22 protein-coding genes and 1 pseudogene are annotated in these 24124 nt (G+C 67.8%); 12 read left to right on the forward strand and 11 right to left on the reverse strand.

The window, feature by feature from the left end; translation table 11 throughout:
* Nucleotides 1–2 precede the first annotated feature (2 nt).
* Nucleotides 3–530: a DUF488 family protein gene (locus A5733_RS03650; protein ID WP_076239124.1), complete on the reverse strand. Its 528-nt coding sequence runs from the start codon at nt 528–530 to the stop codon at nt 3–5.
* A gap of 77 nt (nt 531–607) precedes the next feature.
* Here A5733_RS03650 and A5733_RS03655 point away from each other — a divergent pair, with 77 nt between their 5' ends.
* Complete coding sequence (locus tag A5733_RS03655) at nt 608–832, forward strand: DUF2945 domain-containing protein (RefSeq protein ID WP_076239226.1); 225 nt, start codon at nt 608–610, stop codon at nt 830–832.
* A 49-nt stretch (nt 833–881) separates the two neighbouring features.
* A complete protein-coding gene (locus A5733_RS03660) occupies nt 882–1433 on the forward strand; it encodes a dihydrofolate reductase family protein (protein WP_076239227.1) in 552 nt (183 codons plus the stop codon).
* A gap of 118 nt (nt 1434–1551) precedes the next feature.
* Here A5733_RS03660 and A5733_RS03665 read toward each other — a convergent pair whose 3' ends face one another.
* Together A5733_RS03665 and A5733_RS03670 are read right to left on the reverse strand one after the other, a co-directional pair.
* The gene (locus tag A5733_RS03665; RefSeq protein WP_076239125.1) at nt 1552–3024 is read right to left on the reverse strand and encodes an aldehyde dehydrogenase; all 1473 of its coding nucleotides are present in this window, start codon (nt 3022–3024) and stop codon (nt 1552–1554) included.
* Nucleotides 3025–3079: 55 nt separating this feature from the next.
* Nucleotides 3080–3838: a class I SAM-dependent methyltransferase gene (locus A5733_RS03670; protein ID WP_369830899.1), complete on the reverse strand. Its 759-nt coding sequence runs from the start codon at nt 3836–3838 to the stop codon at nt 3080–3082.
* A gap of 48 nt (nt 3839–3886) precedes the next feature.
* On the opposite strand from A5733_RS03670, the gene A5733_RS03675 reads away from it, so the two are divergent.
* Nucleotides 3887–5056, forward strand: coding sequence for a glycosyltransferase family 4 protein (locus A5733_RS03675; RefSeq protein ID WP_076239127.1), 1170 nt, complete (start codon nt 3887–3889; stop codon nt 5054–5056).
* A 419-nt stretch (nt 5057–5475) separates the two neighbouring features.
* On the opposite strand, the gene A5733_RS03680 is transcribed toward A5733_RS03675, so the two are convergent.
* From A5733_RS03680 to A5733_RS03690, 3 genes are read right to left on the reverse strand one after another with little or no spacing between them, the layout of a single operon-like run.
* On the reverse strand, nt 5476–5655 hold the full coding sequence (locus tag A5733_RS03680) for a hypothetical protein (RefSeq protein ID WP_198938721.1): 180 nt from the start codon (nt 5653–5655) through the stop codon (nt 5476–5478).
* A 36-nt stretch (nt 5656–5691) separates the two neighbouring features.
* Nucleotides 5692–7314: a hypothetical protein gene (locus tag A5733_RS03685; protein WP_198938724.1), complete on the reverse strand. Its 1623-nt coding sequence runs from the start codon at nt 7312–7314 to the stop codon at nt 5692–5694.
* Between the two features lie 20 nt (nt 7315–7334).
* Nucleotides 7335–8525 carry a DUF3068 domain-containing protein gene (locus A5733_RS03690; RefSeq protein WP_076239129.1) on the reverse strand — a complete coding sequence of 397 codons (1191 nt, stop codon included), beginning with the start codon at nt 8523–8525 and terminating at the stop codon, nt 7335–7337.
* 235 nt (nt 8526–8760) lie between these two features.
* Between A5733_RS03690 and A5733_RS03695 the strand changes: the two genes are divergently transcribed.
* Nucleotides 8761–9879: an acyltransferase gene (locus A5733_RS03695; protein ID WP_233152616.1), complete on the forward strand. Its 1119-nt coding sequence runs from the start codon at nt 8761–8763 to the stop codon at nt 9877–9879.
* A 5-nt stretch (nt 9880–9884) separates the two neighbouring features.
* Here the strand turns inward: A5733_RS03695 and A5733_RS03700 are convergent, their stop codons facing one another.
* Nucleotides 9885–10856 (reverse strand): phosphotriesterase, encoded by a 972-nt coding sequence (locus A5733_RS03700; protein ID WP_076239130.1) that lies wholly within the window; start codon nt 10854–10856, stop codon nt 9885–9887.
* Between the two features lie 58 nt (nt 10857–10914).
* Nucleotides 10915–11232 (reverse strand): GNAT family N-acetyltransferase, encoded by a 318-nt coding sequence (locus tag A5733_RS03705; RefSeq protein ID WP_076239131.1) that lies wholly within the window; start codon nt 11230–11232, stop codon nt 10915–10917.
* 40 nt (nt 11233–11272) lie between these two features.
* Between A5733_RS03705 and A5733_RS03710 the strand changes: the two genes are divergently transcribed.
* The 3 genes from A5733_RS03710 (at nt 11273) to A5733_RS28165 (ending at nt 15362) form a co-directional block, all read left to right on the forward strand.
* On the forward strand, nt 11273–12859 hold the full coding sequence (locus A5733_RS03710) for an MFS transporter (RefSeq protein ID WP_076239132.1): 1587 nt from the start codon (nt 11273–11275) through the stop codon (nt 12857–12859).
* Nucleotides 12860–12964: 105 nt separating this feature from the next.
* Nucleotides 12965–13903: a R2-like ligand-binding oxidase gene (locus tag A5733_RS03715; RefSeq protein ID WP_067775895.1), complete on the forward strand. Its 939-nt coding sequence runs from the start codon at nt 12965–12967 to the stop codon at nt 13901–13903.
* A gap of 1252 nt (nt 13904–15155) precedes the next feature.
* Nucleotides 15156–15362: a DUF3253 domain-containing protein gene (locus A5733_RS28165; protein WP_369830900.1), complete on the forward strand. Its 207-nt coding sequence runs from the start codon at nt 15156–15158 to the stop codon at nt 15360–15362.
* 655 nt (nt 15363–16017) lie between these two features.
* Here A5733_RS28165 and A5733_RS28170 read toward each other — a convergent pair.
* A pseudogene (locus A5733_RS28170) lies at nt 16018–18135 on the reverse strand (DUF3367 domain-containing protein); the annotation flags it as partial.
* A 7-nt stretch (nt 18136–18142) separates the two neighbouring features.
* Nucleotides 18143–18316, reverse strand: a complete 174-nt coding sequence (locus A5733_RS03725) for a DUF2613 domain-containing protein (protein ID WP_003891682.1) — start codon at nt 18314–18316, stop codon at nt 18143–18145.
* 103 nt (nt 18317–18419) lie between these two features.
* Between A5733_RS03725 and A5733_RS03730 the strand changes: the two genes are divergently transcribed.
* The 5 genes from A5733_RS03730 (at nt 18420) to A5733_RS03750 (ending at nt 22978) form a co-directional block, all read left to right on the forward strand.
* Nucleotides 18420–19556: a glycoside hydrolase family 3 N-terminal domain-containing protein gene (locus A5733_RS03730; protein WP_067775892.1), complete on the forward strand. Its 1137-nt coding sequence runs from the start codon at nt 18420–18422 to the stop codon at nt 19554–19556.
* Nucleotides 19557–19592: 36 nt separating this feature from the next.
* A complete protein-coding gene (locus A5733_RS03735) occupies nt 19593–20216 on the forward strand; it encodes a TetR/AcrR family transcriptional regulator (protein WP_067775889.1) in 624 nt (207 codons plus the stop codon).
* Between the two features lie 71 nt (nt 20217–20287).
* Entirely contained in the window at nt 20288–20593 is a 306-nt protein-coding gene (locus A5733_RS03740) for a type VII secretion target (protein ID WP_067775886.1), read from the forward strand.
* Nucleotide 20594: 1 nt separating this feature from the next.
* Nucleotides 20595–22472: an alpha/beta hydrolase gene (locus A5733_RS03745; protein ID WP_076239133.1), complete on the forward strand. Its 1878-nt coding sequence runs from the start codon at nt 20595–20597 to the stop codon at nt 22470–22472.
* Nucleotides 22469–22978 carry a hypothetical protein gene (locus tag A5733_RS03750; RefSeq protein WP_067775880.1) on the forward strand — a complete coding sequence of 170 codons (510 nt, stop codon included), beginning with the start codon at nt 22469–22471 and terminating at the stop codon, nt 22976–22978. The genes A5733_RS03745 and A5733_RS03750 overlap by 4 nt, the downstream gene beginning before the upstream one ends.
* On the opposite strand, the gene A5733_RS03755 is transcribed toward A5733_RS03750, so the two are convergent.
* Nucleotides 22975–24063, reverse strand: a complete 1089-nt coding sequence (locus tag A5733_RS03755) for a methyltransferase (RefSeq protein WP_067775938.1) — start codon at nt 24061–24063, stop codon at nt 22975–22977. The genes A5733_RS03750 and A5733_RS03755 overlap by 4 nt on opposite strands.
* Nucleotides 24064–24124 lie beyond the last annotated feature (61 nt).

A 24124-nucleotide genomic window follows, 5' to 3' on the forward strand; every position in this document is an offset into this window, starting at 1 on the left:
TGTCAGCCGTCCGCCGGGTAGATCAGCTTTCCGCCCTCGAGTTTCGCGTTGTCGTTCAAGGTGGCCGGCCGGGCGGAGGTGGCCGACATGATGTGGGTGACCTCGACCCCCTCGATGATCAAGGCATCGGTGATCAGCCGACGATGGCACCGCCACGGCACGGCCTCGCTGCACATGATCACCGGCCGGTGTTCCCTGGACAGCTCGATCAGCTCACCGAGGCCCTCGGCGAACTCGGGAGTCTGCATGTAATCGGCATAATCGCGGAACGCCTTGACCCGCCACGCGGTATTCAAGGTGGGGGTGCCTGCCGGCGTGTGGCGGCGGCCACCGAGTTTCGGCAGCCACTGATAACCGATGTCGGGCGGCAGGCTGTCGATGATGGCCGCCTTGTTCCACTGCGGGAACTTCCGGGACGCCGGGAATGAGCGCACGTCGACCAGATAGGTGAGGTCGTATGTGCGCAATAGCTCGACCAGTTCGCCGAATTCACGGGTCGAGTGACCGACTGTCCACACCCGCTGGGTCATGTTCTCTCCTCCTCGGCGCTGGCATACCCCGGGTCGGCCCAGTTTCACCCCAGATGGCCGCGGGTAGCTCACATGACATGAACACCCGATTCAAAGTTGGCGACCACGTCAAATGGAACTCCGAAGCCGGGTATGTCAGCGGCAAGATCATCAAGGTTCATACCCGTGACGTGGACTACAAGGGGCACATGCGTCGCGCGAGTGGTGACGAGCCGCAATACGAGATCGCAAGCGACAAGACCGATCACGTCGCGATGCACAAGGGCTCAGCGCTCCAGAAGATTCCCCAAAACGGCGATTGATCCGGGCCGGCCGGCGGCCATACTGATCCCCGTGGATGAGAGGCTGACCGTGAAAACCGTGTACTACACCGCGTCGAGTCTGGACGGGTACATCGTCGACAGCGACGACAGCTTGGACTGGCTGATCTCACGTGACATCGACCAGAACGGGCCGTTCGGCTACGACGAATTCATCGGAACCATCGGCGCCTTGGTGATGGGATCTGCCACCTACGAGTGGATCGTGAAGAACCAGCCCGGCGAGTGGATGTACGAGCAGCCGACGTGGGTGCTGACTCACCGGCCGCAGATCGTCGTCGCCGGGCATCCCGTGCACGTTCATTCCGGAAGCGTCGGCGAGTTGCATCCACAGTTGGTGACGGCCGCGGCGGGCAAGGATGTCTGGGTGGTCGGCGGGGGAGAGGTCGCCGCTCAATTCGTCGCGGCGGGCTTGATCGACGAGATGATCGTCAGCTACGCGCCCTGTTCCCTGGGGGAGGGTGCACGCGTGCTGCCGGTCCGTTCCGAATGGGTACCGGCCGAATCGGCGCTCAACGGCGAGTTCGTCTGCGTTCGCTGGGTCAGGGCCAGTGCCAGGGCGGACAGTTCGCCGGGCCGCTGACATTTCCCCTGCCGAACAGACACAAACCCTTACCTTTTCGCGCGAAAAGGTAAGGGTTTGCGTCTGCTCGCGGGAAGAACCCGCGGGAAGAACCCGCGGGGAGAACTCGCGGGGAGAACTAGGGGGTGTAGCCGAACGGCAGCAGCACGCTCTTGGCCTGGGTGTAGGCGTCGATGCCCTCGGGACCGTTCTCGCGGCCGATGCCGGAGTTCTTGTACCCGCCGAACGGTGAACCCGGATCGAAGGCGTACATGTTCACCGCGTACGTGCCGGTGCGGATCTTCGAGGCGATCTCGAGAGCCTTGGGGAAGTCGGTGGTGTACACGCTGCCGGCCAGGCCGTAGGGCGAGTCGTTGGCGATGCGCACCGCGTCGTCCTCGTCCTCGAACGGAATGACCACGAGCACCGGCCCGAAGATCTCCTCCTGGGCGATGGTCATCGAGTTGTCGACATCGGCGAACACCGTCGGCTGCACGAACCAGCCCGAATCCAGACCCTCGGGACGGCCGCCACCGGTGACGACGCGCGCGCCCTCCTCGATGCCCTTCTTGATGTAACCCTCGACGCGGTCGCGCTGCTTTTCGCTGATCACCGGGCCGATCATGGCGGCCGGATCATCGGGCAGCCCGGCCTGCATGGCGCCGACAGCGCCGGCCAACTTCTCCACGACCTCGTCGTAACGGGACCGCGGGGCCAGGATGCGGGTCTGGCCGACGCAGGCTTGCCCGCTGTTCATCAGCCCGGAGAACACCAGCATGGGCAGCGTGGAATCCAGGTCGGCGTCCTCGAGGATGATCGCTGCGGACTTGCCGCCGAGTTCCAGCGTGCACGGCTTGAGCTTTTCGGCCGCGATCTTGCCGATCTCCTTGCCGACCGCCGACGAGCCGGTGAAGGTGAACTTGTCCAGCTCCGGGTTGTTGGTCAGGGCACGGCCGGTCTCGGGGCCGCCCGGAACCACCGACAGCACGCCTTCGGGCAGGCCGGCCTCGGCGAACACCTCGGCCAGCAGGTTTGTGGTCAGCGGGGTCTCGCCGGCGGGCTTGAGCACCACGGTGCATCCGGCCAGCAGGGCCGGCCCCAGCTTGTTGCAGGCCAGGAAGAACGGCACATTCCAGGCGATGACGGCGCCGACCACACCGATCGGCTCCTTGAGCACCAGCGTCTGGCCGTAGATGCCGTCGCGGATGTCGCGCCAGGTGTACTTGTCGGCCGCACCTGCGTAGTACTGCAGGCCGGACACACCCGCGCCGAACTGCATCATGTCGACGATCGTCTGCGGCTGGCCGGTCTCCAGCTTCAGCAAGTGCTTGAACTCTTCGGCGCGCGCATTGATCAGCTCGACAGCCTTGGCCAGGACGGCCTGCCGTTCCTCGGGCGACAGGTGCGGCCACGGGCCCTCGTCGAACGCCTTGCGCGCTGCGGCGCAGGCCGCGTTCACATCGGCCTCGGCGGCCAACGGCACCTGCCCGACCTTCTCACCGGTGGCCGGCGAGAAAACTTCGATGATCTCCGAGGTCGACGGCTCGACCCACTGACCACCGATGAAAAGCTTGTCGTAATCGGTCTTGGCGACAGTTGCGCTCTGTGTCATGGCCGTCACATTACCGAGGAATCGGCCAAACGAGAACCTGTTCCAGTTGACGGTTTCAGGATGGCCGGAGAACCAGCACCAGATTGCTCACCAGGAACTCCCGCAACCCCGGCACCGCGGTCATCCACCACGCCCATCGTGGGTGGTAGCGGGGAAAAGCGGCGATCAGGGAACCGGTCGAGCGCGCCCACTCCAGACCGTCGGCCGCCGACACCGCGAACAACGACGAGCCGTAGTCGTTTTTCGGTCGGTGGCCGTGCTTGCGGGTGTAACGCTCGGCCGCCCGGGCGCCCCCGAGGTAATGCGTCAGCCCCATCTCATGGCCGCCGAATGGGCCCAGCCACACCGTGTAGGACAGCACCGCCAACCCGCCGGGCCGCGTGACCCGCAGCATCTCGTTGCCCAACCGCCAGGGTTGGCGTACGTGCTCGGCGACATTGGACGACAGGCAGATGTCGACGCTGGAATCGGCGAATGGCAGTGCCATGCCCGACGCCCGGACGAATGTGCCCTCCGCGGCGTCGGCCGCCGGGCCGGCGTGCATTTCACGGGCGTCGGGCTCCACTCCGATGTAGCGCATTCCGGCCGCGTCGAACGCCGAGGCGAAGTAGCCCGGTCCGCCGCCCACGTCGAGCACGGTCCGCCCCGCCGGGGATTCGCCGGTGCTCGCGGTCCACAGATCGGTGACCATGGCGACGGTATCGGCGGCCAGCGCGCCGTAGAAGCGGGCCGGGTCGCTCTGCTCGAACCGGAACTGGGCCAGCAGGCCGATCGACCGACGCAGGCTCGCCCGCCGGGCGAAGCGTGCCGAGATGTCGCTGGGCTGCACCCGCCCAACCTACTCACCGGTACCCTCAACACGATGCCTGCCCGTCCTGACCCCCGCCTCCGGAGCGTCCTGCTGCTCTGCTGGCGTGACACCGGTCATCCTCAGGGCGGTGGCAGCGAGGCGTATCTCCAGCGGATCGGGGCCTGCCTGGCCGACGACGGTGTCGACGTCACCCTGCGCACCGCCCGTTACCCGGGCGCCGCCCGTCGTGAGGTGATCGACGGCGTGCGGATCAGCCGGGCCGGCGGGCCCCACAGCGTCTACATCTGGGCCGGGCTGGCCATGGTGGCTGCCCGCGTCGGGCTCGGTCCGTTGCGCCGGGTTCGGCCCGACGTGGTCGTCGACACCCAGAACGGATTGCCGTTCCTGGCCCGGCTGGCGTTCGGCCGGCGCGTGGCGGTGCTGGTGCACCACTGTCACCGGGAACTGTGGCCGGTGGCCGGACCGGTGCGGGGCCGGATCGGCTGGTTCGTCGAATCCAAGCTCTCGCCGCGTCTGCACCGCCGCAACCAGTACGTGACGGTGTCGCTGCCTTCGGCCCGCGACCTCAACGAACTCGGCGTCGATTCCAGTCGGATTGCGGTGGTACGCAACGGGCTTGACGAAGCGCCCGGCGCCACCCTGGAGCTGCCGCGGTCGCAGACGCCGCGGCTCGTGGTGCTCTCGCGTCTGGTGCCGCACAAGCAGATCGAGGACGCCCTGGCGGCCGTCGCCGTATTGCGCACCGAGGTGCCCGGACTGCACCTGGACATCCTCGGCGGGGGTTGGTGGCGGGAGCGCCTGGTCGAGCATGCCGAACTGCTGGGTATCTCCGACTCGGTGACATTCCACGGCCACGTCGACGAAGAGACGAAACACCGTGTGCTGCAGCAGAGCTGGTTACATGTGCTGCCCTCGCGCAAGGAAGGTTGGGGGCTCGCGGTCACCGAAGCAGCTCAACATGGCGTGCCGACCATCGGTTATCGCGCCTCCGGCGGGCTGACCGACTCGATTGTCGACGGCGTCACCGGCCTGCTGGTCGAGGACCGCGATGCCCTGGTCGCCGCGATCCGTCAGTTGTTGAACGACCCGGTCCAGCGAATCCAGTTGGGCAGCAAGGCGCAGGCCCGCAGCGACGAGTTCTCCTGGACGCTGTCCGCGGATGCGATGCGGGCAGTGCTGGAGTCCGTGCATGACGGGCAGTACGTCAGCGGCTTGGTGTAGCCGCCCCGAAGACGTGAGCTCGGCGTCTTGGGCGTCGCTGGTCGCTTCCGCCACGGTTTTCCGGGCGGTATGCGATGTGCCCGCCTAGTAGCGACAATCGAGCGACAATCGCCACATCGGTATCGTGACGTCTCACCAATCCCATTGTCGCTCGGCGATTTTGACCCTGGCGCACCATTGGCCTCATGAACATCAGCTGTCCAGTGCCCGCATGCGAGCGACTCTGTCGCTGATAGTTGAGCAACCCAAAATCCGTGGCGGGTGGGGCTTTTGGTGCTTCAGTGACGTGAGTAGTGAATAGCTGTGTGACGAACGGTGCCCATGATGCTCACGCGCCGATTGTCGCTGAGTTGTCGCGCATAGGCGGGCACCTCGCCACCCACTTGCGTTCCGCGACGCAAAAAGGCCAACCAGGCCGGTTACCCAGGGAATTCGATCGCGCACGCGAGGCCGGGCGCCTGGGCCAGTCGGACATCGAGGGTCACCAAAGGTGCATCGATGGCTTCGGCCAATGCGACGTAACCGGCATCGTGGCTGGACAGGTTGTCTCGCGGTTCCCAGATGCGCTGCGCCAGAGCCTGGTACGGCGAATAATTCACAGGCAGGCTGAGTGGGTCGGCATAAGCTACGGGCGGCTAAGGGTCCAACGATGCCCGCGAACCAACCCGCCGGGCACTGGCGGCCATCCCTACAGCGCCCGCCACCAGGGCGGACAACCACACCAGGTGCGCGACGATCATCAACGCGCGGTGCGGGGACGACGGAGACGAACCGCCCACCCGGTGCACGCTCACCTCGCCGCCGGATTCACGCACCACCCAGCCCACCCCGGCCTCGGCCAACTGCTGGTCGGTGGCGCCGGACAGCACCAGGTCCTGCACGGCCCGCGCTCGTGCCCCCTCCCCGGGCACGGTCTGGCCGCCGATGGACAGATCACCAGTCTGGAACACCTCGGCACGAACCCAGCGGGGCAGTGGGTCGAGCACCGGCGCGCCTCCGGCCCAAGGGAATTCGCGCATACTGTCCGGAGGCAACGCGACCACGGGCCGGGGATCGGCGTTGATCTGGGCTGCCGCGGCGGCCCAACTCGCGGGATAGTGCACGGCGCGCATCTGATTGCCCACGCCCCACGCCAGATCCGGCAACACCGCGATCAACACCGCGCAGCACACCGCGGCCGCGGCGGCAGCCGGTACCCGCAATCGACTCAACGTCACCGGGGCGGCAGCAGCAGCCAGCACGTAACCGGGGATGGCCAGGGCCATCCACTTCTGCCCGTCCCGCACCACACCGAGACCGGGAACGGCCCGCACCACCGCCTCGACGAACGCCAGTCCGGGCCCGGTGGCCATCGCGGCCGGGATCAGCACTGCGGCGGCCGCCAAGATCAGCAGTGGCACAGCCGACCGGTTACGAATCACCACAGGCAGACCGAGCGCCACGATACCGAGCAAGGCAACCGTCGCCACAAACGCGAAAACCGTTGTGCGCGAGTCGGGTACCGCTTCACCGTTCCAGATCCCGCCCAGGCCGGCCAGGCTGCCCACGGTGGCCAGACCGGGTTCGGCCCGGGCGGCGAACGCCTGCACCCCGGCCGCCGAGTCCGGCGACGACACGGCTCCGCCCACCACCGCTGCCACCAGCCACGGCGTCGCGGCCAGTACCGCCGCACCCAATCCGAGACCAGCCGCCCGAAGCCGCGGCCAACCGGCCTCCGGCGCCGCGACACACACCAGCGCGACCGTGGCGGCCAACATCAGACCCGTCGGCGTCAACCCGGCCAACGCGATCCAGAACACCACGCCCCAGACCGGGCCCCGGCCCGCACCGGCGCGGAGCTTGACCACCGATACCGCCACCCACGGCAGCGCGCCGTAGCCGACCAACAGACTCCAGTGGCCCTGCAGCAATCGTTCGGCCACATACGGATTCCAGATCACCAGCGTCGCAGCGATGAACTGGCCTGCCGAACCGGCGGCCAGCACGGTGGAGGCCAGTCGCGCCGCACCCCAACCGGCCAGCCACAGGCCGGCCACCAGAAGTATCTTCACGACCACCCCACCGTCCAGCACGGTCGAGGTGACCGCGACGAGGAAGTCCTGGGGCAGGGCCCGGGGTGCGGCCTCGGTCAGTCCCAGCGCCGCATCGGTCAGATACGACCGCGGGGTGGAGACGGCGTCGCGCAAAAGCAGGTAACCGGGTCCCAGCAGGGGCCCGGTTACCAGTAACGACAGTGCCAGCGAGTAGGCCGGCAGCAGTGCGGAGCGCAGACGCAGATCTATCGGTCCGGCGGTAGATCTGATGGGCGTTGCGCAGGCAGCTTCTCGGTCTTGGCCTCGGCGCCGGGGACCTGGAAGCCCTGGGTGTCGAAGAAGCCGTGATCGGCGGTGTCGAGCCCCGGATCGATCAGCGTGGACTCGGCGCGCACCGCGAACGAACCCACCACGGCACCGCCGACAAGGGCCAGCAGGCCCAGCGCGGTGAATGTGATCGGCAGGATCCGGGTCCACAACGCCACCCGGTCGCGCTCGTCTTGAGCCGCGGCAACCTGGGATTCCACGGTCTCCTCGTTGTAGGTGACCTTGTAGTCGACGTAGGTCACCTCTGGCTTGAGCGCATCGCGTGCGTAGTACTGATATCCGTGGTCCTCGGCCTTGACGATGGTGCCGGACACCGGATCGACCCAGAAGGTGCGCTGTGCGGCGTAGAAGCGGTCCATCGTGATCCGCTCGTCCGGCTCACCGGGGACACCCCACATCTCGGGGCTCGCGGTGACCGAACTGTCCGCGTCGTCCTCGTAGAGCGAGGAGTACTTGACCGGCTCGGCCAGCTTGCCGTCGGCGTCGTAGCCGACGTTCTGGATGAACCGGTAGGTGGTCAAGCCGTTGATGTCTTCTTCACCGTCGTAGTTCGCATCGAACGGCTTCTGCGCGATCGGATCGAAGAACGGGTAGGTCTTCTTCTCCGTGTCAAACGGGAATCGGTAGCTCAGGCCCTCGTGCGGCAACGCGATGTTCGTCGGCGGCTTCTCGTCCTCGATCGCCCGCGGCTTCTGCAGCGCGCCGCCCGGGTTGTTGTCGCTGGACACCGCCAGTGCGGTGCTGCGGTTCATCGTGACGGTGTCGACCATCGCCAACAACAGGCCGGAGTCCTTCTGGCGATCGGTGCGCCGCAGCGAACTGCCCACCTGCAGCGTCACCACTTCGGCGTTCGACGGCGACTCCACGCTGACCTGCTGTTGCAGGGCGACCGGCACGTTGCGGTCCACGGAGAACTTCTCGGCGGTCAATGATTCCGGATCGAACGCGGTCGCGGTTCCGTCGCTGACCAGGCTGGTATCCAGGTTGAGCGGGATCTTCGCGATCTTGCCCTTGGTATAGGTGGTGAGCAACAGTGCGGCGATGAGCAGGGCTGCACCGAGCCCCATCAGTCCGCATGCCGCGATACGCAGCGCCACTGCGCGGTTCAAACCGGGCCTCCTTCAGTGTGGGCCAACTCGTCGTGAGGCAAACCCGTTCGACCCTAACAGCACTATTTAAGGCCATTACTTACTCCGGCGGCACCCCACCGGTGCATTGACCCGCAGTTTGGCGGGGTTGTCGGGGCGCGGCACACTGGTCGCCGTGGCCACCGGAGGATCGGACCGGGACACCGGTACGGAACCGGTCGGCGGGACACGCAGCTTCCTGCCGGCTGTCGAAGGCATGCGCGCCTGCGCGGCCATGGGCGTGGTGCTCACCCACGTCGCCTTCCAGACCGGGCACACCACCGGGGTGAGCGGCCGGTTCTTCGGCCGGTTCGACCTCGCCGTGGCGGTGTTCTTCGCGCTGTCGGGCTTTCTGCTGTGGCGTGGCCACGCCGCCGCTGCCCGGGGATTGCGGCCGCGTCCCCGCACCGGTCACTACCTGCGCTCCCGCGTCGTGCGCATCATGCCCGGCTACGTGGTGGCCGTCGTGGTGATCATCCTGCTGCTTCCCGAGGCCAAGGCCGATCTGACGGTGTGGTTGGCCAACCTCACGTTGACCCAGATCTACGTGCCGCTGACGTTGACGGCGGGACTGACCCAGATGTGGAGCCTGTCGGTCGAGGTCAGCTTCTATCTGGCCCTGCCGGTGCTGGCCCTGCTGGCGCGACGGCTCCCGGTGCGGGCGCGCATCGGCGTGATCATCGCGGTGGCGGCGCTGAGCCTGCTGTGGGTGCGCATCCCGTTCGACGGGACGACGGGCCTCAACCCGTGGAACTGGCCGCCGGCGTTCTTCTCGTGGTTCGCCGCCGGCATGGTCTTGGCCGAGCTGACGGTGAGCCCGTTCGGTTGGGTGCACCGCCTGGCCCGACGGCGGGTGCTCATGGCCGTCATCGCTGCGGTGGCCTTCGCGATCGCGGCGTCGCCGCTGGCCGGGCTGGAGGGCCTGCGACCCGGTTCGGTCGAACAGGTGACGCTCAAGACCGCGATGGGCGCGATCGTCGCAGGTGCGCTGCTGGCCCCGCTGGTGCTCGATCACCCCGACACCCGGCACCGGATCCTGGGCAACCGGGTGATGGTGACGCTGGGCCGCTGGTCCTACGGGTTGTTTGTCTGGCATCTGGCCGCCCTGGCCATGGTGTTCCCGATGATCGGGGAGTTCCTTTTCAACGGGCAGATGCTGATCGTGTTGGTGCTGACGCTCGTGTTCGGCTTCGCGCTGGCGGCGGTGAGCTACGCGTTGGTGGAGTCGCCGTGCCGAGAAGCATTGCGGCGCTGGGAATACCGCAACGAACGTCCGGTTCCGCCGCTGGACAGCTCGATCACCGGCGAGCCCGAGCCCGCGCCGGCGGCGCGCTGAGGCGGTCAGTACCCGCCCTGGCGCTCGAAGATCCGGCGCGGGTTGTCCACCAACATCGTGGTGATCTGTTCCTCGGTGACCCCACGGTCACGCAGTGCGGGCAGCACGTCGTCGTGGATGTGCAGGTAATGGCTGTTGGGCAGGGCCGCTTTGGTCTTCTCGTCGGGCAGCGCATCGAAGTAGCACCAGGTGTCGTGGGAGAGCACCATCTTGTCGGCGTGACCGCGCCGGCACATCGTCGCGACGGTGGCGACCCGCTCCTCGAACGGTAGGAAGACGTCCACCCCGAACCGGTCCATGCCGATGTAGGAGCCGTTGGCGATCAACTCCTCGAGGTAGCCGATGTCGGTGGTGTCGCCGCAATGGCCGATCACCACCCGGGACAGGTCGACGCCCTCCTCGGCGAAGATGCGCTGTTGCTCCAGGCCGCGGCGGGTGGCGGCGTGGGTATGGGTGGAGATCGGCGCGCCGGTATGCCGGTGGGCCTGGGCGACGGCCCGCAAGACCCGTTCCACACCGGGCGTGACACCGGGTTCGTCGGTGGCGCACTTGAGGATTGCCGCCTTGATACCGGTATCGGCAATGCCCCCTTCGATGTCGCGGACGAACATCTCGGTCATCGGGTCGACCCCGCCCGCCGCGGGCGCGTTGAAGTGGAAGGTCAGGGGCAGATCGTTGTAGGTGTAGAAGCCGGTGGCGACGACGATGTTGAGGTCGGTGGCTTCGGCGATCCGGGCGATGCGCGGAATGTAGCGGCCCAGTCCGATCACCGTGAGGTCGACGATGGTGTCGATGCCACGGGATTTGAGTTCGGTGAGCCGCGCGATGGCATCGGCTTCCCGGCTGGCGTCGTCACCCCAGGACTCTGGATAGTTCTGGGTCATCTCGGCCGACATGATGAAGACGTGCTCGTGCATGAGCGTGGTCCCGAGGTCGGCTACGTCGATGGCACCCCGCGCGGTGTTCACAGTCGGCACAATCGGAGATGCTAGGCCGAATTCGCCACTGCGTACTGAGATTTGGTTTCCGTCCGGCTCAGGTGGCCGCTTCGACCGCCGCCTGCACCTCCGGGGTGGCCGGGTCCAGAACGTCGTCGAAGTCGTGGTGCTTCTGCACGTACTTGACGACGAACGGGCACACCGCGACGATGCGCTTGCCGGCATTGCGTGTGTCGGTCAGTGCGCCGGACACCAGCTCACCGCCGAGGCCCTGGCCGCCGAACTTGTCGTCGACCTCGGTGTGGTGGAAGATACGTTGATCGCCGGAGTCGACATAGGCGGCAAGGCCGGCATGCTCACCATCGACGGTGATCTCGTAGTGGTGTGCTTCGGGAATGTTGCGGACTTCAGCCATGTCCCCACTATGCCGCAGCCGCACTGGCACGATCTGTCAGATGGCCGTCACCACAACGTCGACCTGGGCGCCGTTGGCCTCGCCGATCTACCGCGCGCTGTGGATCGCGCAGTTCGTCTCCAACCTGGGTACCTGGATGCAGACGGTGGGTGCGCAGTGGATGCTCGTCGACGATCCGCGGGCCCCGGTGCTGGTGCCGTTGGTGCAGACCGCCACCACCCTGCCGGTGATGTTGCTGGCGCTGCCCTCTGGTGTGCTCGCCGACCTGGTCGACCGGCGCCGGCTGCTACTGGCCACCCAGGGGGCGATGGCGGCCGGTGTCGCCGCCCTTGCCACGTTGACCGGCGCGGGTCTGGCGACCCCGACGGTGCTGCTGACCCTGCTGTTCCTGATCGGCTGCGGGCAGGCGTTGACCGCCCCGGCCTGGCAGGCGATCCAGCCCGATCTGGTTCCGCGAGAACAGATCCCCGCGGTCGCGGCGCTCGGCAGCATGAGTATGAACGGTGCCCGGGCGATCGGTCCGGCGATCGCCGGTGCACTGGTGTCGCTGTCCGGGCCGACACTGGTGTTTGCGCTCAATGCCATTTCGTTCTTCGGCATCGTCGTGGTTCTGCTGCTCTGGCGCCGCCCGGCCGTCGAACAGCTGTTGCCCGCCGAGCGACCGCTGGCCGCGCTGAGCGCCGGGGGACGGTTCATCCGCCGCTCGCCGATCATCCGCCGGATCCTGCTGCGGGCGGTGTTGTTCATCGCGCCGGGAAGCGCGCTGTGGGGCCTGCTCGCGGTCATCGCCGAGCGTCAACTCGGGTTGACGTCGTCCGGGTACGGGCTGCTGCTGGGCGCGTTGGGTGTCGGCGCGGTGCTCGGTGCACTGGTCCTGGGGCGGCTGCAGTCGAGATTCGGCCTCAACACGTTGCTGATCGTGGCCGCACTCGGATTTGGCGGTGGCACAGCGGTTCTCGCGCTCGTGCACAACTTCGCCGTGGTACTGGCGGCGCTCGTCGTCGGCGGTACGTGTTGGCTGTTGGCACTGTCCACGCTCAACGCCTCGATGCAGCTGAGCCTGCCGGCCTGGGTACGGGCCCGCGGCCTGTCGGTGTACCAGTTGACCTTCATGGGCGGGCAGGCCATCGGCTCGCTGGTGTGGGGCCTGGTCGCCGGGGCCACCAGCACCGTGACGGCCCTGTTGATCAGCGCCGCCCTGCTGGTGTTGTGCGCGCTGTCAGCCTGGTGGTGGCCGTTGCACGCACGCACCGGCGATCTCGATCTCACACCGTCGGCGCACTGGCCCGAACCGGCCCTGGTGTTCGAGCCGGCACCCCCGGACGGTCCGGTCCTGGTGCTCACCTCCTACCGGGTGGCATCCCAGCATGAGAGCGAGTTCTTCGCGGCCATGGGCGTGCTCGGCCGGTCGCGGCAACGCACCGGCGCCACGCAATGGCAGCTGTTCCGCAGTGTCGAGGCTGAAGCCGTCTTCGTCGAGGCCTTCGTGGTGCGGTCGTGGGACGAGCATCTACGTCAACACCGCACCCGGCTGACCGGGAACGATCTGCTCATCGAGCAGTCGGTGGAACAGTGGGTCGAGGGCCCGCCGGTGTCGCATCATCTGATCGCGGTGAAGACCCGTTGAACGCCCCTGAATACCCCTGAAGACCTATTGACGGGCCGCCGAGCGTCCCCTTGACTGTGATCTATGCCACATTAAGATGGCGGGCGCATCCGAGGAGGTCTGCCCATGACTAGAACACGGTTCGGCTCGCTCGCGGCCGGTGGTCTCAACTGGGACAGCTTGCCGCTGAAGCTCTTTGCCGGGGGAAACGCCAAGTTCTGGAACCCGGCCGATATCGACTTCTCCCGCGACCGGGAGGACTGGGAGGCGCTGACCGAGCGGGAACGCGAGTACGCCACCCGACTGTGCGCGCAGTTCATCGCCGGTGAGGAAGCCGTCACCAACGACATCCAGCCGTTCATGAGCGCCATGCGGGCCGAGGGCCGTCTCGGCGACGAAATGTATCTGACCCAGTTCGCTTTCGAAGAGGCCAAGCACACGCAGGTGTTCCGGATGTGGCTGGACGCCGTCGGGGTGACCCAGGACCTGCACGGCTACTTCGACGAGTTGCCCGCCTACCGGCAGATCTTCTGTGACGAGCTGCCGGAGTCGCTCGAGAAGCTGACGGTCGACCCCTCGCCGGCCGCTCAGGTGCGGGCTTCGGTGGTCTACAACCATGTCGTGGAGGGGATGCTGGCGTTGACCGGCTACTTCGCCTGGCACCGGATCTGCGTGGGGCGCGGCATCCTGCCCGGGATGCAGGAGTTGGTGCGCCGGATCGGTGACGACGAGCGCCGCCACATGGCCTGGGGTACCTTCACCTGCCGCAGGCACGTCGCCGCCGACGACGCCAACTGGGAAGTCTTCGAATCCCGGATGACCGAGCTGATCCCGCTGGCCCTACGTCTCACCGAAGAGGGCTTCGCGCTGTACGCCCCGGACGTTCCGTTCGGTCTGGTCGAGGACGAGTTCATGCAGTACTCCAGCGACAAGGGGATGCGCCGGTTCGGCACGATCAGCAGTGCGCGTGGTCGGCCTGTCTCCGAGATCGACCTTGACTATTCGCCGTTGCAGTTGGAGGACACCTTCGCCGACGAGGACAAGCGGGCCCTGGCGACCGCCTGATCCGTCACCGTCGACGCCGCGACGACGAGCACCGACACCAGCGCAAGAAGCTGCAGCCAACCGGAGTGCCCGACGTAGCCGTCGACCGAGCGCCACGGGTACTGGCTCAGCGCGGCGCCGGCGAGGATGAGCCCGCCCGCGGCCGCCGACACCGTGATCTTCTCGCGCAGGTCTTCGCGATCACGCAGCAGATGCCGCAGGCCGAGAACGGCAGCGGCCACCCCCAACCCCGCCAGACCGGAGATCGCCGTTCCGACCGCGAGTACCGCTGCGCTGGCGAGCACTGGGGGAACCGGCCACGGCCGGGCCGGCTCGAGTTCGGGATCGCGGCGCCGGGCCGGCCACAACGCCAGCAGTGCCAGCACGGGCAGCAACGCGAGCCCGGCGATCAAGCCGATGCGGTAGGGCGTGTTCGACGGGAAGGTCAGCGTCACAGGTCCGGCGTCCCCGGCCGGGATCACCCAACCCTGCTGCCAGCCGTTGACCTTCACCGGCGTGAGCTCGGTGCCATCGGTGCCTCGCGCCGTCCAACCGGGGTTCACGCTCTCGGGGACCACCAGGACGCGGGCGGTGGCCGACGCCGGCACCTGCACCTCGCGCCGATCCGGTGACCACACCGGAGTGTCCACGGGAGTGGTTGTGGCGGTGGACAATTCGACAGCGGCCGGCGTGTTGAGCACGATCCCGTCGACGACGAAGGCGGCGCCCGGGCTGACCAACAGCTCCTGTTGCCCGGCGGGCAGCGTCACCGGGTCGGTCCGGCAGGGATGGGCCGGGATCGGGTCGCCGTCGAGCAGGGCGCCCACCGTGGTGCGCACCGAGGTCTGGATGAACTGCCCGGCCACACCGATGATCGGGCCCTGCCCGCACGGAAGTGACACTGCCCGTTGGCGATTGGCGGCCGCGTCGGCGGCGGCGATCGGCTTGCCGGCGACGTCGATGGCGGTCAGTTCGGCCAGCCCGGGCGGCTTGAGCTGATCGAATCCCAGTGAGGTCCGGTCGATGATGTCGTTCCACCCCAGCAGGGACACCGTGATCGTGTCCGTCGTCCGCGGCTTGAGTGTCACGGTGGTGGCCTCGCCCTCGGCGGGCAGCTTGTGCATCTGCGGACCGTCACCGAGGTCGATCGCCACCAGGGTCGGATGTGCGGGCGGCTGCGTGGTGCCGGGGTCGATCCGCAGCGCACCCACCTCGGCCGGTGCGGGCAGCTTCAGGGTCAGCGTCGGAGGCGCCTTGAACTGCACCACACGTTGTGGCGCGGTCCACGACGTCCTCGGATCGCCGTCGGTGGCGGCATACGACGAGCCGAGCACGTCGATCGGGTCGGCGTCGCCGAAGGCGCGGGTCTTGCCGGGTTGGGCGATCAGATCGGCCAGCTTCGGCCCCTGGCGGGACCGGACCCATACGGTCGGCTGCACCTCCGTGGCACTCGGCACCGACAGGGTGCGGCTCAGGTTGACCGGCTCCTCGGACGCCAGCGCCAACGACGCCGCGCAGCGCACGCCGGCCGGACTGTCGGCGCATCCGGGGCGGCCCAGCAGTTCGGTGCCCAGATCCCATTGCGCCACAACCGCCTCCGCCGGTGGTGGCGGAACCTCGACGGTGTGCCGCAACGTGATGGGGTGAGCGAAGCCCGACGCGTCGTACTGGGTGACCGCCAGGTCGGTGATACCGAACTGCACGCCTGCCGACCCGTCGTCGGTGGCGACTGCGGTAACCCGTACCCACGGTGTCTCACCGACGGGCAGCGGCACCGTCAACGGTTGTCCGGCGGTGTCGAACCGCAGGCTGCTGGTACCCGTCGCGGTGGCCACCTCGATCCGGCGCACCTGGGCGCCGACCGCGGTGGCACTGGGAGTGATGGTCAACGTGGCGTTGGTGACCGGATGGTCGAAATCGACCTGCAGCCACTGACCCACGGCGGCCTGCAGCGCATTGGACACCCACGCGGTCGAGCTGTCGCTGTCGACGGCCGCGGCGGGGCCGGTGGCCGGTGCGACGTTGGGGAGCGCGGTGGAATCGGCCGCCGAACTCGACACCGAGACCCGTCCGCCGTTCCACTTGCCGTACACCACGGCGGCACCGTCGGCCGGGTAGTCCGGCACCCGGTTGTGGGTGTGGCGGGCATCGTCGGGCGTGCGGATCGCCGAGGCATGGTCGTCGACGCGGCCGTAGTCGATCTCGCGGGCGGTCGGGGTGTCGGTGACGATGACGCCGCCGGTCTTGTCCGGCTGCACCGGTAGGCCGGCCCGTTCGGCGTCTCCGGCCAACAGCACCGGCCCCAGTGGGGGCCGGCCGGTCAGGCGACGTCGCTCGTCCAAGCGGAGCAGGGCCTCGGGAGCACCGGCCACCCGGGTCATGGCGTCGGCATCGACCAGATAGGGCGCGCTCGGGTTGGTCTGACCGGTGTCGACGCGGTAGATCTCGACGGCAGGGTAGCGCGGACGCAGACCGCTGTCTGCGACGAAACCCTCCAGGGTCCCCGGCCCCACGGGCGCACCGAACTCGGCCATTTTGACGATCCCGCGTGATCCTTCCAGAGCCCGGTGCACCAGGACCGGACGTGCCGACCGGGACACATCCGGATCCAGGTCGTTCCGCACCACTACGTAGGAAATGCCTTGGCGGGCAAGGGTATCGGCCAGTCCGTCGGACGGCCGGCCGGCGGCGAACAACCGCTGCACCGAATCCAGGGCGCGGATCGTCTCCGGCGGTGTCAACGGGATGGAGTCGCGTACCCCCCACGGGCTCGAGCCGAGCACCTGCAGGGGTTCGTCGTGGCTGTTGCCCCACGTCTGGGTGGCGAACGGGGCGCCGGGGGCGACGAGGACGCGGCCCCGGTCGGTGTTGTGTTCATCGAGCCAGTCGGCCGCATCGTGCCAGTACTGCGGGATCGCGGTGAAGGTTCCGGCCGGTGCGATTCGGCCGGTCCAGGCGATCGAGGTGCCCGCGGCGAGTGCCGACAGCACCACGATGGCCACCGCGATCCGCTTGTCACGTTCGGGTCGGGAGAACGCTCTGAGCCAGACGAGCCGGGGTGCGCTGCCGGGCAACGGGATCCGGCCCAGCAGATGTGCGATGCCCAGGGCCAGCGGCAGCCGCAGTACCGGGTCGAGCTTGGCCAGGTTACGCAGCGGTGTTCCGGTTCCGTCCAGGAAGTCCTGGACCGCGGTCGCCACTGGCGAGCCGAGTCCCCCGGAATAGCCGAGCGCGAGCAGCACCACACCGGTCAGCAGCATGGTGATCAGCCGACCGCGGGCGGGCATCGAGCGCAGTGCGAGTCCGGCCAGGCCCGCCGCGGCCACCAGGGTGGTGGCCAGCACCGCGACCGTACTCGTCACCATCGAGGCGGCGGCGGTGGCGGTGGGCGCCACGAACGGGGTCCAGCTGTGGGTGCCGCGCAGCATCTCGGTCAGCGACATCCACTGGGTGGTGACGCCCGAGGATTCGATGAAGTCCAAGAACGGCGGGCTGATCCGGCCCAACAGCACCAGGGCCACCACCCACCAGGTGACGGCCAGCGCCCCGCACAACGCCCACCACGCGGTGAACCGCCACCACAACCGGTTCGGCCGGTGACAGGCCCACCAGATGATCGCGGCCAGGCATCCCGTCAACGTGGCCACCGCGTTGACCGCACCCATCAGCGCGACGGCGCCCGCCGACCGGGCGGCCATCAGCCGCAGGTTCCGGTCGCCCCGCAGCGCCAGGATGACCGGCAACAACACCCACGGCGCCAGCATCATCGGCAGCGTCTCCGAGGAGATCGCGCCCAAGGTAGTCAGCACGCGCGGTGACAGGGTGAAGGCCAGCGCACCGAGAACCCGGGAACTCCTACTGCCGATGCTCAGGGCCTCGGCGACCCGAATCACACCCCAGAAGCCGAGAGTGAGCAGCAGCGCCCACCACAACCGCTGCGTCACCCAACCGGGAATGCCGAGCAGATCACCGGCCAGGAAGAAGGCGCCGTGTGGGAAGAGGTAGCCGTAGGCCTGGTTCTGCGCCTGCCCGAACGGCAGATCGCTGTTCCACAGGTTGAACGCCCGAGCTAAAAACCGCAGCGGGTTCGCGGTCAGGTCGAGCTTGGTGTCGGGTGAGATCTCTCCGGGTGACTGGGCGAATGTCAGGAGCAGTGTCGCAGCGGCGACCACCCACAGCCAGCGCCGCGGCAGGGGCACATCCAAGCCTCGCCGCGGCAGGGGCACATCCAAGCCTCGCCGCGGCAGCGGCACATCCAAGCTAAGACCGGTCGCCGTACTCGACCCGGTTGAGCACCGATGACGCCGGGTCGCCCGCTTGCAGCGGAGGCTTCGTATCCTGCTGCACCATCAGCGTCACACCGAAAACGGCGGCCGCCCCCAACAGCAGGCCGACGACAATGCTGGCCGCGGAGGGTACGACGAACCGATTCACCCGGCCAACCTAGCACGACAACACCACCGTTCCGGGTGAGGAGCAGCGGGACCGACACGCAGAGAATCGATAACGGCTTGTTCACCGGCTAAGGTCGGGGCCCATGGCTTCACCGCGTCTCGTCGCAACCTTCGTCGCGTTGTCCGGACTGCTGCTGGCCTGCTCGCCGAGCAACCCGTCGTCGGCACCGTCTTCCCCCGAGCACAAGCCGATGTCCACCAACGCGCCGCTGCCCGCGGCCCCGGTATGTGATCTCGCGGACCTGTCGCCGCGCGACAAACTCGCCCAATTGCTGACCGTCGGTGTCACCGACGGGAACGACGCCCGTGCGGTGGTCGCCGACCAGCACGTCGGCGGCATCATGATCGGCAGCTGGACCGACCTGTCGATGCTGTCCGATGGAACGGTGGCCGACATCGCCGGGGCCGGTCCACTGCCGGTCGCGATCACTGTGGACGAGGAAGGCGGCCGGGTGTCGCGGTTGTCCTCGTTGATCGGTGAGCAGCCCTCGGCCCGGGTGCTGGCCCAGACCCACACCGTCGACGAGGTGTACGGCATCGCGCTGGAGCGTGGCAAGAAGATGCGCGGGCTGGGCATCACGGTCGACTTCGCGCCCGTCGTCGACGTCTCCGACGCCCCGGACGACACCGTCATCGGCGACCGGTCCTTCTCTGCCGACCCGGCCAAGGTCACCGAATATGCCGGTGCCTACGCCCGCGGTCTGCGCGAGGCCGGGGTGCTCCCGGTGCTCAAGCACTTCCCCGGCCACGGTCACGGCTCGGGTGATTCGCATACCGGCTCGGTGACCACGCCGCCGCTGGCCGATCTGCAGAACAACGACCTGATCCCGTACCGCACCCTGACCACCGAGGCGCCGGTCGCGGTGATGGTCGGTCACGTCGAGGTGCCCGGTCTGACCGGCACCGACCCGGCCAGCCTCAGCCCGGCGGCCTATCAGCTGCTGCGCTCGGGTGGCTACGGCGGTCCGGGGTTCAACGGCCTGGTCTACACCGACGACCTGTCGAGCATGGCGGCGATCAACCAGCGTTACGGCGTGGCCGACGCGGTGCTGCGGGCCCTGCAGGCCGGCGCGGACAACGCACTGTGGATCACCACCGATGAGGTGCCCGCGGTGCTCGATGGCCTGGAGAAAGCACTCGCCGACGGTCAACTGAGCCAGGCCACCGTGGACGCCGCGTTGCAGCGCAATGCCGCGGCCAAGGGTGGCGTCCGCTGCTGAGAGTCCGCGGGCTCCGGCGACGCTTATCCTGTTCGGATGGCAGGTGGAACGAAGCGGCTGCCGAGGGCCGTACGCGAACAGCAGATGCTCGATGCTGCGGTACAGATTTTCTCGGTCAACGGCTACCACGAGACGTCGATGGACGCCATCGCCGCCGAGGCCGAGATCTCCAAGCCGATGCTGTACCTCTACTACGGCTCCAAAGAAGAGTTGTTCGGGGCCTGCCTGAACCGTGAGCTGGCCCGGTTCGTGGACACCGTGCGCGGTCAGATCGACTTCAGCCAGAGCCCGAAGGATCTGCTTCGGACGGCGGTGCTGGCGTTTCTGACCTACATCGACAGCAACCGGGCCTCGTGGATGGTGCTCTACACCCAGGCCACCAGCTCGCAGGCGTTCGCGCACACGGTCCGGGAAGGCCGTGAGCGGATCATCGACCTGGTCGCCCGGCTGTTGAGCACCGGCACCCGCAATCCGTCGCCGGACAGTGATTTCGAGATGATGGCCGTGGCGCTGGTGGGCGCCGGCGAGGCGATCGCCAGCCGGGTGAGCACCGGAGATGCCGACGTCGACGAGTCCGCCGAGCTGATGATCAACCTGTTCTGGCGCGGTCTGAAAGGCACGCCGTCGGACGCGGGCACACAGTCGGTGAGCGCCGGCTGAGCTTTTGGTCGCGGCAGCCCGCACGGAAATTGCTGTCCGGGTGACCCCGGTGCGGGCCATACGCTTGGAGCATGGGTTCTGAGCTCAAGGTTGCTCCCGGACAGTTGCGGGCCGCTGCCGGAACCGAGTCCGCCGTGGGTGCGGCCGTTTCCGGCCTGGATGTCGGTCAGCCGTTGAGCGCAGCGGCCGCGGCGATGCCGGGCCTGCAGAGCGGTGCCGCATGCGGCCAGGTCGCCCCGATCGTCGACGGTGCGGCAAAGACGGTCGGCAGCGAGGTCAGTGCGCACGCCGGCAAGCTGACCTCCGCGGCAGACGCCTACCAGCGCACCGACGACGAGTCCGCGCGTCGACTGAACTCGATCAAGCCGACCGGCTGACATGCCCGCGTCGATCTCTCAGGTGGAAGCGTCCAACCCTGAGGCACTCGTGCAGAGCGGCGCCGACATCGGCAACCGCGCATCGGTGCTGTCGGCCCAGATGGATCAGCAGCGAGCGATGATCGACACCCTGCGGTCGGGCTGGACAGGTACCTCGGCGGACGCCGCCATCGCAAGCGCGACAGCGTCATTGGAACGCATGCAACGCCTCCATGACAGCCTGACCGCGTTGCAGACCGCCCTGCAGTCAGGTGGCGCCGAGTTGGTGCAGCAACGCAACGCCATTCTCGGCAGCGTCGAACAGCTTCGAGGACAGGGCTGGCAGGTCGCCGACGACGGCACGGTCTCGATCCGTCCCGGCAGCGCGCTGGACTTCTTCTCGCGGTTGAGTCCGGTGAACCGGATGCTGCTGCAGGCGATGGCCGCCCGGGCGTCGGCGCAACTCAAGACGATGCTGGCGCAGTTCGAGACCACCGACACCAAAGTGGGACAACAGGTTCGCGATGCCGCGGCCTCGCTCAGCGCGCCGGACCCCAAGCAGGCACCCGATCCGAACAGCCCCAAGGCATTGGTGGACCGGCTGGCCGGGATGACGCCCGACGAGCGGGCCGCGTTCCTGGCGGGGCTGAGTCCGGAAACCCTGCACGAGATGGTGCTGGCCGACCCGCAGGTGATGGGCAACACCGACGGGGTGCCGTTCGATACCAGGATCGAAGCCAACAACATCAACATCCGCAACGCGCTCGCCGAGGAGAAGGCCAAGGAACATCCTGACGAGGCCCGCGTCAAGCAACTTGAGGCGATGCTGACCCCGATCAAGGATCCCAACGGCAGCGGCAATCTGGTGCCGCGCAAGTTCGTGGCCTTCTCCACCGAGGGCAACGGACGGATGATCGAGATGATCGGTGACATCAAGCCCGGCATCAAGGGCGTGGGCGTCGTCGTTCCCGGTACCAACACCAACCTCAACGGCAGTGGTTCGAACCACGCGTCGGCCATGGAACTGGCCAAGCAGTCCGGGTCGCCGGTCTTCCTGTTCCTCGGCGACGATTTCCCCCAGGGCCTGGACAAGGCTGCCGACCCGTCCTATGCCGCGTCGATGGCCCCGAAACTGGTGTCGTTCGGACACGAGATCGACCGCGCGGTGGGCGAGCGCGCACCGGGCACGCCGGTCACCTATATCGGCCATTCCTATGGTGGTGCCATCGTCGGCACTGCCGAGCAGATGGGTCTGCGCGCCGACCGGATTCTGCATGCGTCGTCGGCCGGCACCGGGATCCTCACCGGCGAGTACACCAATCCGAACCCCGACGTGCAGCGTTATTCGATGACCGCGCCGGGTGATCCGATTGCCGTGGTGCAGTCGTTGCCCCGCGATGTGTCCCTGTCGAACATCCCGGGGGTGGATCAGATCCCGGGTATCCCGCACAACGTCGACGGACGCATCGGCAACCCGTTGGGTGGGCTGCCCTCGGCGACCGATCCCGACAACATTCCCGGCGTCACCCGGCTCGACACCGGGTACTACGGGCCGGAAGGGGCCCACCCCAACCAGGTGATCGTGGGTACGGATGCGCACGGAAAGTATTGGGACGACTATGATTCCGATGCGTTCCGGAACATGGTGGCGGTGATCAACGGCGGCGAGGCCACGGGTTACGTCGAGCGCGGGATCCAGACCAACTACGTCGACATCGATGTCGGCGACGACGGGAACTTCGGGGCCGAGGCCGCCGACCAGGGGCGTGCGGCCGGTGGGCCGAAGATCCCCAACCTGCCGTGGGATGACAACGGATCCTACGATCGACGGCAACATCCGTGGGATAATCCGGTGGTGACGGACAATCCCGGCCGCGGACCTCGAGTGCAGGTCAAATGAAGCTCGCCACAACAGTTTTCGTGACCATGCTGGTGCTCGCCACCAGCTCCTGCGGGCTCTTCCGTAAAGACAATCCCGGTATCGAAGGGGAGGCGACGATGCAGCCCACCACCTTGACCGTGACCGAGGCCGCCCGGGTGGCAGCCGGTTATGTCTCGGCGATCGTCGACAAGCCGGTCAGTCCCGATCCGGCGTACGCCCGGAAGATCGGCTGCCGCACCGATGACGCGTTGATGTCGGTCGGTCCGCCGTGGAAGGTGCAGGTCTCCGAGTGGACCGTCGACCCGGCGCCGGCAGCGGTCGAGGCGGCGCTCACCCGCATCGATGCCCTGCGCGATCAGGGATTCCAACCGGTCCCGTGGACCCGGCCGGATCCCGAGCCGGAGAACTACAAGGTCTACCAGGATGGCCGCGGTTACGTGGTCTCGGTCAAGGCCGAAACGACGGCGGGCGGCGTGTACGGACTCGATGTGCATGCCACCTCACCATGCGCGGAAGAGGATTAGACCGCCGTCCCCTCCACCACGCTGAACGGCGAGGCCGTCGGCACCACGCGGGTCAACCGGAATCCGGCTTGCTGGTAGAGCTTTCGGTATTCATCCTCGTTGCGCTCCCGCGCCGCGATGCCGATCAGCATCTCCATGTCGGTCCACTTGCCGAGGTACTCCCGGTCATGGTCGGGTATCACGCCTTCGACCAGCAGCAGGGTGGTGCCCGGCGCCGCGGCCGCACGCACGTTGCGCAGGAGCGTCAACGCCAAGGCGTCAGGCCAGTCGTGGATGATGTTCTTCATCAGGTAGGCGTCGGCGCCATCGGGGACGCTGTCGAAGAACGAGCCCGCGACGATGCGGACCCGGTCGGTCACCCCGTACCGGTCCAGCAGCTCCGGCGCCCCCTCGACCACCTGAGGCAGGTCATAGAGCACTCCGCGGGCGGCCGGGGTGGCTTCGAGGACAGCCGCCAGCAGGCGGCCGTGGCCACCGCCGACATCGGCGATCGTGGAAAAGCGGGAGAAGTCGTAGGCCGCCACCACCGGCGCGATCGCCAATTCGGAGATGCTGGTCATGGCGTCGTTGAAGATCGCCCCGAGTTCGGGGTCGGAGCCGATGTAGTCGAACGTCTCCATGCCGCGCAGCTTGGGGACGACGGCCTCACCGGTGCGGACCGCGTCGGCCAGATGGCTCCAGTGCTCGCGGTGCTGCGGTGAGCCGACGAATTTCGCCATCCCAGCGATCGAGACCGGGGCGTCTTTGCGCAAGGTGTCGCCCAGCGCGTTGAGCGCATAACGACCGTCTCGGGTGCGACGGAAGATGCCCTCGCCCACCAGGGCCCGCATCAACCGGTCCAGGGCGTCCGGGTCGGCCTGGACCCGGGCGGCCAACTCTGCGGGGCGCAGCGGCCCGTCGGCCAGCGCGTCAGCCACCCCCAGCTGTGCGGCGACGGTGATGCCCTGGGCAACCCAGGCACCCAGGATCATCTCGAGCACCGCCGCCGGCGGCGGTACCGCACGTTGATGCAGGCGACGCAGATGATGGCGGATGCGTTCGACGGCGCGCACCAACCGGGCGGGCGGAACCTTCGCAGGAGGCATCGAATGAATGTAGGGCACCGCTGCTGAGGCGTTGGTCACTATTCGGCCACAACGGTGGCGA

This window comes from Mycobacterium sp. NS-7484 (genome assembly GCF_001953975.1).
Classification (GTDB): domain Bacteria; phylum Actinomycetota; class Actinomycetes; order Mycobacteriales; family Mycobacteriaceae; genus Mycobacterium.

Bases quoted from the DNA above. Each gene is read 5' to 3' on its own strand.
- A5733_RS03705 (WP_076239131.1), bottom strand. From the start codon at position 11,232: ATGGCTGAAGTCCGCAACATTCCCGAAGCACACCACTACGAGATCACC.
- A5733_RS03665 (WP_076239125.1), bottom strand. From the start codon at position 3,024: ATGACACAGAGCGCAACTGTCGCCAAGACCGATTACGACAAGCTTTTC.
- A5733_RS03710 (WP_076239132.1), top strand. From the start codon at position 11,273: ATGGCCGTCACCACAACGTCGACCTGGGCGCCGTTGGCCTCGCCGATC.
- A5733_RS03755 (WP_067775938.1), bottom strand. From the start codon at position 24,063: ATGCCTCCTGCGAAGGTTCCGCCCGCCCGGTTGGTGCGCGCCGTCGAA.
- A5733_RS03745 (WP_076239133.1), top strand. From the start codon at position 20,595: ATGCCCGCGTCGATCTCTCAGGTGGAAGCGTCCAACCCTGAGGCACTC.
- A5733_RS03675 (WP_076239127.1), top strand. From the start codon at position 3,887: ATGCCTGCCCGTCCTGACCCCCGCCTCCGGAGCGTCCTGCTGCTCTGC.
- A5733_RS03730 (WP_067775892.1), top strand. From the start codon at position 18,420: ATGGCTTCACCGCGTCTCGTCGCAACCTTCGTCGCGTTGTCCGGACTG.
- A5733_RS03735 (WP_067775889.1), top strand. From the start codon at position 19,593: ATGGCAGGTGGAACGAAGCGGCTGCCGAGGGCCGTACGCGAACAGCAG.
- A5733_RS03650 (WP_076239124.1), bottom strand. From the start codon at position 530: ATGACCCAGCGGGTGTGGACAGTCGGTCACTCGACCCGTGAATTCGGC.
- A5733_RS03715 (WP_067775895.1), top strand. From the start codon at position 12,965: ATGACTAGAACACGGTTCGGCTCGCTCGCGGCCGGTGGTCTCAACTGG.
- A5733_RS03740 (WP_067775886.1), top strand. From the start codon at position 20,288: ATGGGTTCTGAGCTCAAGGTTGCTCCCGGACAGTTGCGGGCCGCTGCC.
- A5733_RS03655 (WP_076239226.1), top strand. From the start codon at position 608: ATGAACACCCGATTCAAAGTTGGCGACCACGTCAAATGGAACTCCGAA.
- A5733_RS03750 (WP_067775880.1), top strand. From the start codon at position 22,469: ATGAAGCTCGCCACAACAGTTTTCGTGACCATGCTGGTGCTCGCCACC.
- A5733_RS03695 (WP_233152616.1), top strand. From the start codon at position 8,761: ATGCGCGCCTGCGCGGCCATGGGCGTGGTGCTCACCCACGTCGCCTTC.